General features: G+C 52.0%; 15 protein-coding genes and 1 other RNA gene. 5 read left to right on the top strand and 11 right to left on the bottom strand.

Annotated features, from left to right (window positions below):
• Positions 1-33: 33 nt before the first annotated feature.
• The gene (locus AAGC78_RS18575) at positions 34-768 is read right to left on the bottom strand and encodes a DUF4197 domain-containing protein (protein WP_435785601.1); all 735 of its coding nucleotides are present in this window, start codon (positions 766-768) and stop codon (positions 34-36) included.
• A gap of 12 nt (positions 769-780) precedes the next feature.
• Positions 781-1,503: a tRNA (N6-threonylcarbamoyladenosine(37)-N6)-methyltransferase TrmO gene (tsaA, locus tag AAGC78_RS18570; RefSeq protein ID WP_435785600.1), complete on the bottom strand. Its 723-nt coding sequence runs from the start codon at positions 1,501-1,503 to the stop codon at positions 781-783.
• A gap of 196 nt (positions 1,504-1,699) precedes the next feature.
• Here tsaA and AAGC78_RS18565 point away from each other — a divergent pair, with 196 nt between their 5' ends.
• Together AAGC78_RS18565 and AAGC78_RS18560 are read left to right on the top strand one after the other, a co-directional pair.
• The gene (locus tag AAGC78_RS18565; RefSeq protein ID WP_435785599.1) at positions 1,700-2,950 is read left to right on the top strand and encodes a glycoside hydrolase family 26 protein; all 1,251 of its coding nucleotides are present in this window, start codon (positions 1,700-1,702) and stop codon (positions 2,948-2,950) included.
• A gap of 296 nt (positions 2,951-3,246) precedes the next feature.
• Positions 3,247-4,182 carry a choice-of-anchor A family protein gene (locus AAGC78_RS18560; RefSeq protein WP_435785598.1) on the top strand — a complete coding sequence of 312 codons (936 nt, stop codon included), beginning with the start codon at positions 3,247-3,249 and terminating at the stop codon, positions 4,180-4,182.
• Positions 4,183-4,250: 68 nt separating this feature from the next.
• Here the strand turns inward: AAGC78_RS18560 and AAGC78_RS18555 are convergent, their stop codons facing one another.
• The 5 genes from AAGC78_RS18555 to rpiA all read right to left on the bottom strand — a co-directional run bounded on the left by AAGC78_RS18555 (position 4,251) and on the right by rpiA (position 10,289).
• On the bottom strand, positions 4,251-5,870 hold the full coding sequence (locus tag AAGC78_RS18555; protein WP_435785597.1) for a methyl-accepting chemotaxis protein: 1,620 nt from the start codon (positions 5,868-5,870) through the stop codon (positions 4,251-4,253).
• A gap of 164 nt (positions 5,871-6,034) precedes the next feature.
• Positions 6,035-6,805, bottom strand: coding sequence for a pirin family protein (locus tag AAGC78_RS18550; RefSeq protein ID WP_435785596.1), 771 nt, complete (start codon positions 6,803-6,805; stop codon positions 6,035-6,037).
• A 26-nt stretch (positions 6,806-6,831) separates the two neighbouring features.
• Positions 6,832-8,154 (bottom strand): glycoside hydrolase family 5 protein, encoded by a 1,323-nt coding sequence (locus tag AAGC78_RS18545; protein ID WP_435785595.1) that lies wholly within the window; start codon positions 8,152-8,154, stop codon positions 6,832-6,834.
• Positions 8,155-8,429: 275 nt separating this feature from the next.
• Complete coding sequence (locus tag AAGC78_RS18540; RefSeq protein ID WP_435785594.1) at positions 8,430-9,596, bottom strand: helix-turn-helix domain-containing protein; 1,167 nt, start codon at positions 9,594-9,596, stop codon at positions 8,430-8,432.
• Between the two features lie 18 nt (positions 9,597-9,614).
• Positions 9,615-10,289: a ribose-5-phosphate isomerase RpiA gene (gene rpiA / locus AAGC78_RS18535; protein WP_435785593.1), complete on the bottom strand. Its 675-nt coding sequence runs from the start codon at positions 10,287-10,289 to the stop codon at positions 9,615-9,617.
• 243 nt (positions 10,290-10,532) lie between these two features.
• On the opposite strand from rpiA, the gene ilvA reads away from it, so the two are divergent.
• The 3 genes from ilvA (at position 10,533) to AAGC78_RS18520 (ending at position 15,347) form a co-directional block, all read left to right on the top strand.
• Positions 10,533-12,047, top strand: a complete 1,515-nt coding sequence (gene ilvA / locus AAGC78_RS18530; RefSeq protein WP_435785592.1) for a threonine ammonia-lyase, biosynthetic — start codon at positions 10,533-10,535, stop codon at positions 12,045-12,047.
• 272 nt (positions 12,048-12,319) lie between these two features.
• Positions 12,320-14,902: a family 20 glycosylhydrolase gene (locus AAGC78_RS18525; RefSeq protein ID WP_435785591.1), complete on the top strand. Its 2,583-nt coding sequence runs from the start codon at positions 12,320-12,322 to the stop codon at positions 14,900-14,902.
• Positions 14,903-15,224: 322 nt separating this feature from the next.
• Entirely contained in the window at positions 15,225-15,347 is a 123-nt protein-coding gene (locus AAGC78_RS18520; protein ID WP_435785590.1) for a hypothetical protein, read from the top strand.
• Positions 15,348-15,435: 88 nt separating this feature from the next.
• On the opposite strand, the gene AAGC78_RS18515 is transcribed toward AAGC78_RS18520, so the two are convergent.
• The 4 genes from AAGC78_RS18515 to AAGC78_RS18500 form a co-directional block, all read right to left on the bottom strand.
• Complete coding sequence (locus AAGC78_RS18515; RefSeq protein WP_435785589.1) at positions 15,436-16,074, bottom strand: 5-formyltetrahydrofolate cyclo-ligase; 639 nt, start codon at positions 16,072-16,074, stop codon at positions 15,436-15,438.
• Positions 16,075-16,109: 35 nt separating this feature from the next.
• Positions 16,110-16,286, bottom strand: a non-coding RNA gene (gene ssrS / locus AAGC78_RS18510) — 6S RNA.
• 214 nt (positions 16,287-16,500) lie between these two features.
• The gene (locus tag AAGC78_RS18505) at positions 16,501-16,800 is read right to left on the bottom strand and encodes a cell division protein ZapA (RefSeq protein ID WP_435785588.1); all 300 of its coding nucleotides are present in this window, start codon (positions 16,798-16,800) and stop codon (positions 16,501-16,503) included.
• Between the two features lie 11 nt (positions 16,801-16,811).
• Positions 16,812-17,018, bottom strand: a complete 207-nt coding sequence (locus AAGC78_RS18500) for a TIGR02449 family protein (RefSeq protein WP_435785587.1) — start codon at positions 17,016-17,018, stop codon at positions 16,812-16,814.
• Positions 17,019-17,058: the final 40 nt, after the last annotated feature.

Genomic DNA, 17,058 nt, shown 5'->3' with positions numbered 1-17,058 from the left:
CGCGACGGTTAACTGGCCGCGTGTTTGTTTTTTCTACTTCTGAGCAAAGACAGCCCCAATAATCTGGCTGCCGCGCCCTACTGGATCTTTGCGGATCAATTGTTCTTCCACCGCCACCTGTTTAAACAATCCATTCAGCGCCTGATTCAGCACATGTTGCTCCAGATCCAGATCGGGTTTGTTGGCAATCGGCAGCATTTTGTAAGTGCTTAGCAGCTGCTGGTACTGGTTGTAAAAACCGATTTGCTGCAAGTTTTGCTGGATGATCGGCAGATAGCGCTGGCGCAAACTCGCCTCAGTTTGGATGCGGAAGTAATCGGTGGCTGCGGTGTTGCCGCCGCGGATAATGCCCAGCGCATCGGTCACGCTCATGTTGCGCACGGCATCGACAAATACGCTTTTCGCTTCGACCGCCGCTTTCTCTGCTCCCTGGTTCATCAGCGCTTCCACTTTATCCAACTGGCCGCCCAAACCTAATTGGCGCAATTTGCCAGCAAGCGATTGCACATTGTCAGGTAGTGCGATGCGATAGAGCGGGTTGTTTGCATAGCCGCCGGTTGCCGACAGGCTGGTCGCCGCGCGATTACTGCCCAGCTCCAGTGCCTCTTTAATGCCGCGCACCAATTGCGCTTGGTTGTTGTAGCCCGCAGCACCGGCAACATTTGCGCCAGTTTCCGCGATCTGCGGCAGAGTCGCGTTGCATGCAACAAGGCTTAAGGGCAGCGCCAGCAGGCAGCTGGAGATCAGGAATTTTTTAGTCGATTTCATCAGCGATGATCCTTAGGGTTGTTGGCTGGAAATAAGTCCGGTCAGTTGAATTCGGTAATGCCCATCATCTTCGATGTAGCGCCAGCGCACGTCCAGATCGAGCAGTTTCATGCCGTAAATCCGCTCGGGTTCCGGCTGCTGGTATTGTGGGCGCGGGTCTTGTTGCAGGATTTGGGTGACCAATCCAGCGAGGTCGGTGCCGGTGCGTTTCCAGTAGTCGACGCACTCGGCCATGAGTTGAGCGGGGATATCCACGGCGAGCAATTGTGGCGGCGCTGCCGCGAAGTGGTTTTCCGCCTCGAGCACACAATCGACATAGGGCACATAGGGTTTGATATCCAATACCGGCGTGCCTTCCAATAAATCCACACCGCTGATTTGCACGAATAGTTTTCCCGCACGCTCGACAACTCCTTCAAACCTGACCACGGACAAACCAATGGGCGCGGGGCGCGTGGGCGAGCGGGTGGCAAATACGCCGAGGCTTTTATTGCCGCCCAAGCGCGGCGGTTTCACCTTGGGTTTCCAATCTTCACGCTTGTTGGCGTGGAAGACGAACTGAATCCAGATATGGCTGCTGCCGTCCAAACCGTCAAATGCACTGCGGTCATCGTAGGGCGGCAGCAGCTCGATTTCCGCGCGCGCCAAAGGTGCTAGACCCGGCTGACGGGGGATGCCGAATTTCTCCTTAAAGCAGGAGTGCACTATGCCGATGGCGGGGAAATTGAAATCCATAAGTGGTCGCTGCGCAGGGCGCTATGGGGATAAGTGGCGCAAGGCTAGGCAAAAGTCGGGCGCAGCTCAACAGTTTTTTACCTTGGATCATGGTCTAATCCCGGTCTGTAGCTGGTAGTATCCGCTTTCTGAAACCGATTACATTTGTGTGTGCTCGACCATTCTAATAATGATCTTTGATCCTCAGGAGTCCTTTATGCTGACATCTCGACTAATTTTTCGCCCCGTTGCGGCGCTACTGATGGTGAGTAGTTTGTTGCTTGGCTGCGATAATAAATCCCCCGCGCCCCAAGCGGCGCCCGGCGCAACCGTAACTGCCGCCGAACCTGCGGCCAATCACCACGCTCACAAGTTGATTGATAAGTTTGCCTCGGCGGAAACCCTCGCGCTCTACAACAATCTCGCCGGATTGCGCGGCAAGCACATGTTGTTCGGCCATGAGGATAGCCTTGCCTACGGCGTAAATTGGGAAGGGGATTTGGACCGCTCCGATATCCGCGATGTGACCGGCTCGAATCCGGCGCTCTACGGTTGGGAGTTGGGCGGACTGGAATTGGGGCACGAGAAAAACCTCGATGGCGTTAACTTCAAGCAGATGCAAGACTGGATCAAAGCCGGCTATAGCCGCGGCGGTGTGATCACCATCAGCTGGCATATGTACAGCCCGGTGTCGGGTGGCAACTCCTGGGACAAAACCCCGACCGTGCACGACATTATTCCCGGCGGCTCCAAACACGATACCTTGAAAGCCTATCTCGACACTTTTGTTGCCTTCAATGAAGGCTTGGCCGTGACTGATGCGGCAGGCAATAAAAAGTACATTCCGATTATTTTCCGCCCCTGGCATGAGCACAATGGCGACTGGTTCTGGTGGGGCAAAGGCAACGCCAGCGAGCAGGATTACATCGCGCTCTGGCAATTCACTGTTAAATACCTGCGCGATGAAAAAGGCCTGCACAACCTGATTTACGCCTATTCACCCGACCGCAGCCGCATCGATTTGGCAGCCTTTGAGAGCGGCTATTTCTACGCCTTCCCGGGCGATGAATATGTCGATGTCATTGGCCTTGATAACTACTGGGATGTTGGCCACAACTCCAACACCGCCTCGGCCGACGAACAAAAAGCCGGTTTTGTCGCCGCGCTCAAAGGCATTGTGAAAATCGCGCAGGTACGCAACAAAATCGCTGCGCTGACCGAAACTGGCAACAACCGCCTGACCATTCCCAATTTCTGGACCGAGCGCGTCCTCAACCCAATCCTCGCCGGTGAAGAAGCGCAGCAGATTACCTACATGATGGTGTGGCGCAACGCCAACAGCGCGCGCGAAAAATCCGAACAGTTTTTTGCTCCCTATACCGGCCAAACCACGGCGGAAGATTTCAAAACATTTTTTGCACATCCCTACGTTTTATTTGAGAGTGAATTACCTAAACTTTACGAGTGATCTACGTACGAATTTGGTCTGCAAAAGCCGCCCTGACAGGCGGCTTTTTTTGTTGTTGTTTTATTGTTTTTCGCAGTGATTTTTAGTTTATTTTTTGATTGTTATTTTTTATCAATAAAAAGATGTCTTTCGCTGTCAATTAATAACTGTCGGCGAAATTGACAGTTTTGTGTGATGTGATTGGCATTAGTTGGCGTCAAATATTGATTTGAAAGGAAAAAATAAAAAAGGCATAGGATGTGCTTAGAAGAGGCAGTTTTAAAAACAATGACAAGACCACTACTCAAGGAATAGCTATGAAGTTCTACTCAAAATTTGCAGCAGCACTCGGTGTTGCCTCGCTCTCGGCGATGGCTTCTGCCGGTCCGCTGAGCGACTACAACCTGATTTTATTTGGTGACCTGAACACCAACAGCAATGTGAAGGTTTATGGCCAAGCGGTGATTGGCGGCGATCTGAAGTCCAGCGGTGAGTTTGGCTCACACCTGACCGATTCCGCTTTCAATGCGACCAATAATGTAGAAGTTATTGGCAACGTAAACTCCCCCAACCTGACTATCCAGAATGGTTATTTGGGTTACGGCGGCACTAAAACCATTGGCAATTTGAATTGCAACGAATCCGGCCTGCCGCAAAATTCTTGCGTCCGCGCGTTGGATGACGTGACTGCGGTGTCTGACAAGCTGGACTCTTTCTACGATGTATTGAGTGCAGAGTCAGATTTTTATCGCAGCTTTGGCCTGACTGGTGATGTTTCTGGCACCACTCTCAGCTACGGCGGTTTGGCGACTGATTTGGTGGTATTCAATATCGCCGGCGCAGACCTGTTTGCCAACAACGCCAACTGGCAGTTGAATTTTGGCAATGCGGCTAATGTCGTTATCAACGTATCCGGTACTAACCTGAGCAACCCGGGTTCGGTAAACCTGAGCGGTAGTGGTTTTACCAACAGCACTTACTCCAACATCCTGTGGAATTTCTACGATGCCACCAGTCTGAATCTGGGTAATGGTTGGAAAGGTAATGTGTTGGCGGTGGATGCCGATGTAAAAATCATGAACGACATTGACGGCTCTCTGGCTGCCAAGTCTTACACTGGTTCTGGCCAAATCCATCACTACTACTGGGATTACACGCCGCCAGAGACTGAAGTCCCTGAGCCATCTATCCTGATTTTGTTGATGGCCGGTTTGGGCATGTTGGGCTTGGGTCGTTTGCGTCGTCGCCAATAATTCCGCTGGTGTAGATATAAAAAAACCGGGCAATAGCCCGGTTTTTTTTCGTCTGGAATTACTCGCTATCAAACCGCAAAGTGCGCGATTTGGGTTTCCAGGTCTTTGGTGGTGTCGTCCAGACGGCGGGCAATCTGCTCGGACTTGCGCGCATCCTGATTCAAACTATCGATCAGGTTAACGACCTGGATAATATTTTTGTTAATCTCCTCGGCGGTGTAACTCTGCTCTTCCGCTGCGGTGGCGATCTGCATATTCATGCCCAAAATAGCGGTGATCGACTGGGTAATCTGGTTGATCGATTGCCCCGCCTGACCGGCCATCTCTAGAGTCGCGCCGGTTTTGCCCTGGCTGGTTTTCATCGCGTTCATCGCATTGGCCGCGCCTTTTTGCACCGCTTCAATGATCTGCTGGATCTCGGCGGTGGAATCCTGAGTGCGTTTGGCGAGTGAGCGAACTTCATCGGCCACCACCGCAAAACCGCGCCCTTGTTCACCGGCGCGCGCGGCTTCAATCGCGGCATTGAGCGCGAGCAAGTTGGTCTGTTCGGCAACGTTTTTGATTACATCGAGCACGCTGCCAATGCGATTGGTATCCGCTTCCAATTGCGTCATGGCGCTGCCGACGTGGTTAACTTCGTTGCTCAATTGGTTGATGGCATCGAGGGTGTTATCCATGATCTTCAAACCCTGGTGCGCATTTTTGTCTGCGTTTTGCGCGGCATCAGCGGCGCCGCCAGCGTTGCTCGCCACTTCCTGCACCGTCGCGGTCATCTCGGTAATTGCGGCGGATACCTGATCAGTCGAGTGGTGCGCCTGGTCGGTGTAGCGCGCAACAGCCGTGGCGCTTTGGCTGATTTGGCTCGATGCCTCGGCCAACTTGTTCATCGAGTTCTGCACGGTCGTGACTACCTGCACAATGCTCTGTTGTACCTGCTGGATATTCGCGCCCAGTTTGCCCAGCTCGCCTTTATCGGAGAAGCGCAGCTTTTCGCGGAAGTTGCCATCGGCAAGTAATGCGAGGTGATCGTTGATATTAGAGAGTGGTGTGATCAGGCTTTTGCGCAAAATCACCAGCACCAGAAACACCACCAGCACACCACCGATCAGAATCAGTGCGCTCGCCCAGAAGGATACGGTTTTGCTCGCCTCGACATTCATCGCCGTATCGCTAGCAACACGGGCGGTGATCATTTGGGCGGATTCTTCCAGCAATTTGCTCGGTTCACGGTCGATACCGGTAACTGCTGCATCGCCAGCGGCTGGGTCAAAGCCGGTGGCTTTAAAATCTTCCAGACCGGTTTTATAGCGCTCGAACGCGGTCGCATGTGCCGCTAAAAATGCTTCGACTTTCGCGCGGCTGTCATCGTGTAACTCGTCTTTTAAATGGGCGCCTTGTTGCTGGATATCGCGGTGCAAGGTTTCAAATTGTGCCCAGTACTGCGCCAGTTTTTGTGGGTCTTTACCGCGCAAGAGTACGTTCTTCCATTCCTGTACTTGTGTTTTGAACTGGTAGTTCATGTTGTTGATAGCGCGCTCCTGCGCAACCGAACCGGCAATCAAGCGGTTGTAATCGGCGATGGTGTTACTAAGCAGGGAGATGGCAATGCCGCTGATCATCACAAACAGCACAATCCCGGCGCCTACTGCAACAAGCAAGCGCGCCTGGATGCTAGAAAAGGAAAACATAGAAATACTCTCGAAAAACCCGGAAGTGGGTTTTTCGAGTATAGGAAAGATGTGACTCGGTGCACGGCTTTTTGGTTGTTTTTTGTTCGGTATCGATATGAATTTACGCGAAACTAGCGCGGCTGAAGGCTCCGACTTAATCGCTTATACCGAGTAATCACGCGTCAGTCTGTGGCTAGATCGGAAATGCCTTTCAGACCTTGTCTCAATGCCTCAAGTGAAGTGTGTATCGACTCTTGATGAAAGAGCAGGTCGTAGCCAAATTCCATTGAGGAACCCACCACCAGCATCGAACTTGAATGCGCCCGGCATTCGATTTTTGTCGTGGGGTGGTTAAATACCTTCATATTTCCGCTCAGTATTTTTCCGCTGGTGGTTGTTACCTCGCCACTGACCACCGCCACCCACGCAAACTTGTGGTTTAACGGCAGCTCATAATCCCAGTCCTGATGTGCGTTGAGGCGCACCACCAGGTAATTGACTTGCGATGGCGTCGCAAAATCGCTGCGGTTTTTTCCATGCCAGCCAAGTAACAATTGTGGCGTAGTTGGCTCAGGTTCTCGGGAGGCGGTTTGGGGCGGCGAGTTTTCCAGCGCGGGAGTGAGCGCCACGCGCAGCTCCATACTTTGATAGTCAGGTGTCGTGGGAGTGATGGTGTAGCGAATACCAGAGCCAGCAATAATCCAGCACCAGCCACCTTGCTTCAGCGTGCCGCGTTTGCCGGTGGAGTCAGAGTAAGACGCCTCTCCGGAAACCACGTACAGGATAATGGCTTGGCCTGAGGCGGTTGCAGTGCAACCACCAAGGGGTTTGAAGGATATAAACGGCTTGAGTTGGTTGGCATCGCCCACTGCGGCGAACAGATTGTTTTTATCCTGTAAGTAGGGATTCGTAGTAAAGTCATGGGTGTCCAGCGGTGAAGTATTTGTGGTCATATTCCATCATCTCTCTGAGCAAATTGTTATTGGGCTGCACCCGTCATGAGTGCATCAAACGCTTTTTGGTCGAGTACTTTATTGTTGGTGCGATCCAGCAATTCGCCTATGTCCCACAGGAACGGCACCAGTCCGTTGGCGATGGCTTGTTTGGTGAGGTAATTCAGGTAATGGGCGCGGCCATCCAGATGCAATTGCAGGTCGGCGCCGGTTAAATTCTTGCGAACACCTGTGCCGTACTCACCCATGATCACGGGAATTCCCTTGTCCACGAATTGGGTTTTCATGAGTTTGAATTGCGCATCCACATAATCTTCTTCACCCCAAGTTGGGTTGTGGGCGGTATCGGTGGTGGAGTGAAAACCTTTGCCCCAGTAGAAAAATTGGTTGCCCCAGCTCTCGTCCTTGGTCATGCCGGTGTAGTTCCAAGGGCTGTAGAAGTGGATTTCGGTCATCAATTTGCCGGTGACGGTATCGGTCGGCATTTGCGTCCAGAGCTTGTTGGTTTTATCGATGTCAGTAGCCGGACCTTGCACGATCAAGACGCGCTGGGCGTTTTTGCCGCCGGTAGCGCGTACGGTATCGACGAATGTCTGGTGATACGAATTCAGTACGGCCATTTGTGCCGCATCTTCAACGTTGGGCTCGTTAGCGCTGGCAAACAGAACACGCTCGTCAAAGTCGCGCAATAAGGTGGCTATCTGCTCCCAAAACGCTTTTTGTTTGGCATTGTTTTGCGCCTGTTTTCCCGGTACGACATTGTTTTCCAACCAGCCGCCGTCCCAATGAATATTCACGATCACATACAAATCGCTATCCACGCCGTACTGCACCACCTCTTTGACGCGCGCTAGCCAATTCGCATCGATTTCAGCGGTGGTTTGATTGGCATATTGATCCCAGGAGACGGGCAGGCGGATCGCACTGAAACCGGATTGTTTAACAAAGGCGACAAACTCTTTGGTGATTTTCGGATTGCCCCAGTAGGTTTCGGATTTGCCCCCGGTCGCTTCCAAGGTGTTGCCGATGTTAAAGCCCAGTCTGATCTTGCTCGCGATTTGGATAGCGCTGCTCTCCATGCCGACGCCATCCGCCGGTAGCGGATTCAGGTTATAGCTGGGATAAAGACCCGCAGTCGCGGGCGTACTCGATGATGAAGTGGCAGGAGTCGATGATGACAAACCAAGGCTGGATGACACAGCGACAGAACTGGCGGGCGATGACGCAGGCGAAGAAACGGCAGCTTTCGAACTGGCCGGTGCAGGTGTTGAACCACCGCCGCCTCCACCGCCACATGCGGCCATAGTTAATAAAGAACTGGATAGCACGAGTGCCATTAGGATTCGCATGCGGACCTCTGAGTTATTGTTGTTTGAAAGCTCGCTCTGCTGGCGCGGCTTTTTATGATTTGTAACGTCCCAACAATTGCGTAAGTCCAAAATGGTTGAACTTCAACAAGAGAGTAGTGGTGAGGTGAGTTTGCTTAAAATGGCGGGGCGAGGTTAATTCTTGGTCTAAAAATCATACCAATTTAAAAAAAGTTGAAGTTTTTTTACGACAAGTTGTAGAAATTGTTGGGTGGCTTGGCAGAAGTGGTAGTGATGAGGCTAGAGGTAGGGCGGATTCAAACCTTGTTATGGGCAGTTTTGTCGCACAGGCTTTTGTAAGTTTTGGGGGTGCAGCGGTACTCTTCTTTGAATAATTTATTGAAGTAGGAGACGGTTTTATAGCCGACCGAATAGGCGATCTCGGCAATGTTTGCATCCTCCTCTTGCACCAGCAAACGGGTCGCTTCAGTTAAACGCAACTTGTTCAGGTAGCCGGTAAAGGTAAAACCCAGCTCGGATTTGAGGATGTCATTAATCTTGGTGCGGCTCACGCCAATCGCTGAAGACATTGCCTCAATGGTCAAATCGGTGTTGGCATATTGGGTCGCCATATAATGCAGGATGGCGCTGCGGTCTTTATCGCGCAGCGGCTCCACCGACAGCTGTTGGTATGCCACTAATGGCCGGTCGCGTTGGATTTTGTCGTGCAGCTCGCGCGTCAGGGCGAGGGTGTGTTGGCGGAAAAACCAGAACGCATAGCCGCCCCATGACAGCAACACGAAAGCGGCCAAACCATAGAGATAAGCCCAGTTGTGTCCGATCAGGGTCATCTCATTCAGCTGGATATTGGTTTCTACCTCGAAGGGCGTTTGGAAACTGTTGCCAAAACTGAACTTCGCCACTTTATCGAGGATGTATTTGTTGTGCGATAACTCCACATTGAATTTATCAAACCACCACTGCGGGATCTCCATGCGGGTCAAGTCGAGGGTAATTGGCGTCCACTCGGGCGTGCAGGAAAAAAACGTGGCGGGCGCGCGATAGCTGACAAAATCTTCGCGCTGCGAAACTTGTTCGTCAAAAGTCGCCACCGAAAAGCTGAGCGAATTGGCGTGGGTACATTTGGCGTTGAACACAATTTTGTCGTAGGGCGAGAGATCAACCAGCTCCACTTTGCCCGGTTTTCCAAAGACCATAGTGATGGCCGCGAGGGGGTATTGCGCCTGGCGCGAGAGGGTAAAGTTGGCGTCCAGGCTAAATTTGTCGTCCAGCACCGTGAGGCTGGAATTGCCGCCCTGATAGATATCCGTGTGCGGTTCGGCATACCAGGGCAGGGCACTTTTAGCGGCGGGAAAGAGCGATAAGCGCAGGAAGGTGTTGTCCACGCAAAAATAACCCAGCAGGCAGGTCACAGCTAGCAAGCTAACCAGACCCGCAATGGCTTTGTTATAAAATTTTTGCATGTAACCTGAGCCTGTCGATTAGCGAGGGTAAAGCGTTTTCACTCCGTCTTTGGTGCCGAGCAATAATACGTCAGCGCCTTTGGCGGCGAACAGGCCGTTGGTGACCACACCGGTAATTTGGTTGATGCTGGTTTCCAACCCGACCGGATCGGTAATCTGCAGGTTGTACACATCGAGAATTACATTGCCGTTGTCGGTGACCACGCCATCGCGATACACCGGCGTGCCGCCCATTTTGACCAGTTCGCGCGCGACGTAAGAACGCGCCATGGGAATCACTTCTACCGGCAGCGGGAATTTGCCCAGCACATCAACCCATTTGCTTTCATCGGCGATACACACAAATTCTTTCGATACCGCGCGCACGATTTTTTCGCGCGTCAACGCGGCGCCGCCGCCTTTGATCAAATGCAAATAGGCGTTGCTCTCGTCGGCGCCGTCCACGTACACCACCAATTCGCTCACGGAATTGCAGTCGAGCACATCGATCCCGAGTTTTTTCAGGCGCGCGGCCGAGGCATCGGAGCTGGCAACGGCACCGGCAAAGCGGTGTTTGATATCGCCCAAAAAGTCGATAAAGAAATTGGCCGTTGAACCGGTACCGACGCCGATGATGGCATCGTTGTGGAGTTTGGGAGTGATGTACTCGATTGCTGCACGGGCAACCGCTTGTTTGAGTTCGTCTTGGGTCATGGTTCGGTCTCTGGTTTAGTTCAAATCCCCCCGCCTTCGGCGACCCCCTTTTTCAAAGGGGGGTACTAACTCCCTCCCTTTGAAAAAGGGAGGGCAGGGGAGGGATTGGCTTTTTATTTGCTGAGCACAGGTGGTGGATGCTGTAAAAACTTGACGGCATTATACGGATTTTCGCCGTGCCAGCAGCGGCTAAATTGTTTACACTGCGGCGACTTTTTTCATTCCCTCCAAGCAAGAACCGTCATGCCTGAAACTTACATAAAACGTATCCTCAATGCCCGCATCTACGATCTGGCCATCGAAACCCCGCTCGACAGCGCGCGTTTGTTATCGCAGCGCACGGGCAACAATGTGTTGCTCAAGCGCGAAGACTTGCAGCCGGTGTTCTCGTTCAAGTTGCGCGGTGCTTACAACAAGCTGCAACAGCTGACTGAAGAAGAGCGCGCACGCGGCGTGATTTGCGCATCGGCCGGTAACCACGCCCAAGGTATGGCGCTGGGTTCGCAGCATCTGGGAATCAAGGCCACTATCGTTATGCCGCGCACTACACCGGCGATTAAAGTGGATGCAGTGCGCGCGCGCGGAGCCAAAGTTGTGCTGCACGGCGATAGCTACGATGAAGCATCCGCGCACGCGAAAAAATTGACGGAAGAAAAAGGCCTCACCTATATCCACCCTTTTGATGATCCAGATGTGATCGCGGGGCAGGGCACAGTGGCGATGGAAATCCTGCGTCAGTACCCGGGCAAAATCGATGCGGTATTTGTTCCGGTCGGCGGCGGTGGGTTAGCAGCGGGGATCGCGGCTTACATTAAATATTTGCGTCCGGACACCAAAGTAATCGCGGTGGAATCGGAAGAATCCGCCTGCTTGCAAGCGGCGATGGAAAAGAAAAAGCGCGTGGTACTGCCGCAAGTCGGCATCTTTGCGGATGGCATAGCCGTGGCACAAATTGGCGAGGAAACTTTCCGCATCTTGCGCAAAACCGTCGATGAGTGCGTGACCGTTAGCACCGATGAAATCTGTGCGGGTATTAAAGATATCTTTGAAGATACCCGTTCGATTGCCGAGCCTGCCGGTGCGACCAGTGTTGCCGGTTTGAAAAAATACGCGGCGGAAAAAGGCATCACCGGCCAAACCCTGGTGGCTATCGTCAGCGGTGCCAACATCAATTTTGATCGCCTGCATTACATCAGCGAGCGCACTGAAATCGGCGAGCAGCGCGAGGCAATTTTGGCGGTGACCATTCCCGAGCGTCCGGGTGCCTATAAAGAATTCTGCAAAGCGTTGGGCAAGCGCAATGTGACTGAGTTTAATTATCGCTACGCGGATGAAACGGCGGCGAAGATTTTTGTCGGCGTGCAAGTAGCGGCTGGCGGAAATGATCGCGCTGATCTGGTGAACGAATTAAAAGGCCAGGGTTATGATTTGGTCGATATGACTGAAAACGAGCTGGCGAAATTGCATATCCGCCATCTTGTCGGCGGCCATGCACCGCAGCTGACCGATGAAGTCCTCTATCGCTTTGAGTTCCCCGAGCGCCCGGGCGCCTTGATGACTTTCCTAACCAAGTTGGCCGGTCGCTGGAATATTTCGCTGTTCCATTACCGCAACCACGGTTCGGCGTCGGCGCGTGTTTTGGTCGGTATGCAAGTGCCGAAAAAAGATTACGCCGAGCTGAAAACATTCCTGAACGAGCTGAATTATCCCTACTGGGATGAAACCAAAAACGAGGCGGCTCAGTTCTTTCTGAGCTGATTCCCGTTGTTACTCGACACCAATAAGGGCGCTTCGGCGCCCTTATTTTTTGCCCCTGTCTTTGTATTGCCCCCCTTGGTTGGCTCGGTCGGTAATCGCTGGCGTTATTAAGGGTTAATTTATGTTCAGAAACTGGCGAATCGTTATTTTTGGTGTAATCTGGACAACGTTGTCAGAAAAAATCAACGCCATAAATCGAGTCAACTTTATAAATAGCACCACATAATCACACGAGTCTTTATCAGCCAACGAAAAGGGCGGGAGTATTAATAATGAAATCTGCAGGTCGACATTTATTCGCGCGCTTAAGCGCATTGACACTGGCGGTGGGTCTTGCCCATAGCGCCTTGGCAGCGGGCCTCTCCCAGCAGCAACTTGGTGAATTTGGCGGTAAGGCCGAATTGCGCTTTGCTACCGTGAGCAACTTCACGGCCAAACCCGAGCTGAAATTAACCCTGAAAAATGATTCCAGTGTTGCTTTGCCTGCGGGCAAAAGCGATTGGCGGATTTACTTCCATTCGGTGCGCAAGCTTGATGCTGCGCCAGAAGGCCTGACCCTGCGTCATGTGCAGGGCGATTTGCACGAGCTGGCGCCCACCGCCGGTTTTAAAGGCCTCGCCGTAGGTGCGAGCCTTGAGGTTCCCTACACCGCCAGCGCCAGCATGGTGAGTTACACCGATTTTATGCCGCGCGCGTTTATCACCCAGGCAGGTTTGAATCCGGTGGTGTTTGCCAATACCGATACGGAAGAAGTGAAAAATTTTGTCGATCCATTCACCAAACCAGAGCAGTTGTTGCGCTCGGGTGGCGGCAATGCTGATCTCTATGCGGTTGCCACAGCGGCAAGCCGTTATCAGGAAAACCTCGCGGTAAACCAGGCATCCGCCAAGTTGGATGCCAGCCCGAAAATCATTCCGACTCCGCTCGAAGTGAAATACCGCAAAGGCAATGTAACACTCGATAGCAGCTGGCAAATTCGCTACGCCGGTCGTCTCACCAGCGAAGCAAAATATTTTGCCGATCAATTAAAAGCGGCCGGTGTAACTGTGAGTTCTGCTGCTGATCACGTAGCGGCCACTGGCAAAGTGATCGAAGTGAAAGTCGATGCTTCTATCGAAAAAACCGAAGCCTACAACCTCACGATTGCGGCCGACAAAATCACCATCGTCGGCAGCGATAACGCTGGTGCTTTCTACGGAATCCAGAGTGTGCTGAGCTTGTTGCCTGCGCAAGCGAGCAGCAGCCACAGTTTGCCGCAACTCACCGCGAGCGATGCACCGCGTTACACCTGGCGCGGCATGCACTACGACATGGGCCGTAACTTCCATGGCAAAGATGTAACACTGCGTTTGATCGAGCAGATGGCGCGTTACAAGCTCAACAAATTGCATCTGCATTTGACTGAAGATGAAGGCTGGCGTTTGGAAATTCCGGGCTTGCCGGAGTTGACGGATGTGGGCGCGCACCGCTGTTTTGATCTCACCGAGCAAAGCTGTTTGCTGACCCAATTGGGCACTGGCCCGCACAGAAATGGTTCCGGTAATGGCTATTACTCAACCGCTGATTTTATCGAAATTTTGAAATTCGCCAGCGCGCGTCACATCGATGTGATTCCTGAAATCGATATGCCCGGCCACGCCCGCGCAGCGGTGAAATCGATGGAAGCGCGTTACCAAAAACTGCTGAAAGCTGGCAAAAAAGCGGAAGCCGAGCAGTATTTGTTATCTGATCCGGAAGACAAATCCCAATACCTGACGGTGCAAAGTTACACCGATAACTCGATCAACGTGTGCTTGCCATCGACCTACGCGTTTGTCGATAAAGTGGTGTACGAGCTGCAACAAATGTATCGCAAAGCGGGCACCAAACTCGTGACCTTCCACATGGGCGGCGACGAAACCGGTGCTGGTTCATGGACTGCATCACCTGCATGTAACGCACTCTTTGCCAAAGGCGACCAAGGTGTTGCTGGCCCTGCGGATTTGAAACCTTACTTTGTAAGCAAAGTTGCCGCGCTCAGCGCTGCACGCGGATTGGATTTGGCGGGTTGGGAAGACGGCTTGATGTACGATCCGGTCAACACTTTCAACCGCAGCCAATTTGCCAACAAACACGTACTGGCCAATGCCTGGGATAACATTTGGGAGTGGGGCGTAGCTGACCGCGCCTATCGTTTGGCGAATGCTGGCTACGAGCCAATTTTATCGCCTGCAACCCATTTGTATTTCGATCATCCGTACGAAGCAAATCCGGAAGAGCGCGGTTACTACTGGGCAACCCGTTATACCGACACCGCAAAAGTATTTGGTTTTATGCCGGATAATCTCTACGCCAATGCTGACAAAACCCGCATGGGCGCACCGATTGAAAACCTGGAAGCATTGGTAGGTCGTGCCTTGCCGAAGCTGGAAAAACCGGAGAATCTGCGCGGTATGCAAGGTCAGGTATGGACTGAAACCATCCGCACCGGTGCGCAAATGGAAGAGATGATTTATCCACGTCTGGTGCCATTGGCGGAACGCGCATGGCATAAAGCGGCATGGGAAGGTGATAAGCCGGACGTAGCGGCTCGCAATGCTGAGTGGGCTGCATTTGCACAGCAATTAAGTGCGAAAGAGTTGCCGAAGCTGGCTGTGTTGGGCGGTGATTTCTATCTGCCACCACCTGGCGCAGTGATCGAAAACGGCAAGCTGTTGGCGAACGCTGCGCTGCCCGGTCTGACCATTGAGTTTAGTGTCGACAAAGGCGCGAGCTGGAGTGTCTACACTGGTGAGCAGGCCGTTAGTACTTCAGAGGTGTTGTTACGCACGCGTTTAGGCAAAGCTGCCAGCCGTGTAACAGCGACTGCAAATTAATCCCGAGTTGCGCAAGGATGCGCAACTACACGCAACAACACATAACCGCATGCAACTGCGCTTGATTGTTCTGCACAACTTCTGCGAAATCCCCGTTATTCCCCGCTATTTTTTATCGATGTGATTAGAAAAAGTCGATACTTTCGCAAAAATGCGTGCATTTGTGCGCCATCAAACGGAATTTTGTAAAATTTTCAATGACACGTGTTTCATTATTACAAAAGCTTGCCTATTATTTATTCACACCACAGCCGTATGCTGTTTTGTGGTTATGTAATTGATGTTGTTTTTTTCAAAAATAATATTGTGCAAGGTTACAACCATGAAAGTTGATGTCCTCTCCGTCGTGTTTGTTTTGTTTTGCTTGGGAGTGTTGGTAACCCTGTTGGATGTAGGTGCTTTAGTATCATTTGCAGAGGCTGCAGTAGAGACGACCTCTGAATAAAGTGACAGGAACATAAACGGAATTTTCGACAATGACTCCCGCTTCGGCGGGAGTTGTTTTTTGCGCGGTAAGATTTTTTAGCTCGCCCTTAGGTGAGGATAATTTCTTTGTCGGTGGCGATAGCAAACAGCGGAATGTCCCAGCTTTCGGTGGCGAGCGATTCCACTTCCTGACAGGCGTGCGCCAAGCCAATCAAGGCTGGTTTTCCCGGCTTTTTCTTTTGTTTGAAGGCGAAGGTGGTATCGTAAAAACCGCCACCCATTCCCAGCCGTGCGCCCGTCCGATCAAATCCCACTAAGGGCATTAACACTACATCGATAAGCGTCGCGGGCAATTTGTGATAGTCGCGAAAATCCGGCTCGGGAATCCCAAAACGATTTTTAGTCAGCAGCGCATCAGGCTTGTATTCAATAAACCACAGCTCGCGGCTTTTTCCCGGTCGCAATACGGGCAAATAGCAATGCTTTTCCATCTTCCACAGTTGTTGGGCAATGGGCGCTGGATCTATCTCGCCATCATTGGCGATGTAAATTCCAACATTGCGCGCGCGCATAATTTGCGGCACTTGCATCAATTGGCGCAGGAGGAACAGCGAAGCCTGTTGTTGCTGGGTTGGATTCAATGCACGTCGACGCGCACGCAATTCCTGACGCAGGCTGGTTTTTGCCTGAGCGAGATTATCGGTAGATGGATTATTGCCAAACGGAGAATCAAGCGAATCGGCCATAAATAGCCTTAAAGGAGAAACAGGGAAGAGAAATAAGATACCCCGAAATGCCGCTACCAAGCTGGCCTTGAACCCATAGGTTCAAGGAGGTAGCACCTGTGGTTTTTAAGGCTTTCCGTCAGGCGGACATGCACACCAAACACAACGAGACACCACCAGTTTTGTGGAAATCGGCTCAAGGACTTGTCGGTTTGCAAACATTCCAGGGCGTGGCGCCAGTATAACCCAAGGTTACCCAGCTTCCGCAAATGAAATTATGATTGGGTTATATAACCGTTTAGCAATTAATCGTCTTAAACGGGGCTGGTAAAAATCACTGAATTGGGCTTGTGATTATGGATGCGGCAATTTGTTTGCGGACTAATCAGTACGTAAAAACGACAACGCCCGCATAGGGCGGGCGCTGGGGGAAATCAGGGTTATTTGTTAGCTCAGATTGGACAGGCTGCGATCCAATTTTTCGTTCAAACGCAATAAATCGCTGTGATTTGCTGCTCCGCCCGTGCTCGCGCCGGCCGTTTTGGCTTGCAGTAATTCATGGCTCAGGTTGAGCGCGGCCATCACTGCGATACGCTCCAAACCAATCACGGCGCCAGTGCCGCGAATCGCTTTCATGCGCTCATCGAGCAATTGGGCGGATTCAATCAGTGCCTGACGCTCTTCACGTGGGCAGGCGACTTGGTATTCTTTATCGAGGATTTTTACAAAAACAGTTTCGTTGCTCATTGATGCCTCGATTACTCAGCGTCCAGGTTACGTAGGTGGGTGATCATGGCTTCCACGCGGCTGCGCGCCAAATCATTCTTCTCGATCAAGCGTACACGCTCGCGCTGCCATTCGCTTTCGCGGGTTTTGAGCTCGGTGTTTTCTTGCTGCAAACGGCTGCACAGCAGGATCAGCTTATCCAGCTTGGTTTCGAGGGCGAGTAACAGATCGTCGGACATGATAATAAAGAACCAGTAAATAGCGCGGGTCGCCCACTAT

Origin of the sequence: Cellvibrio sp. (assembly GCF_039207905.1) — a bacterium.
Taxonomy (GTDB): domain Bacteria; phylum Pseudomonadota; class Gammaproteobacteria; order Pseudomonadales; family Cellvibrionaceae; genus Cellvibrio.
This window is presented reverse-complemented; position numbering and strand designations above follow the sequence as displayed.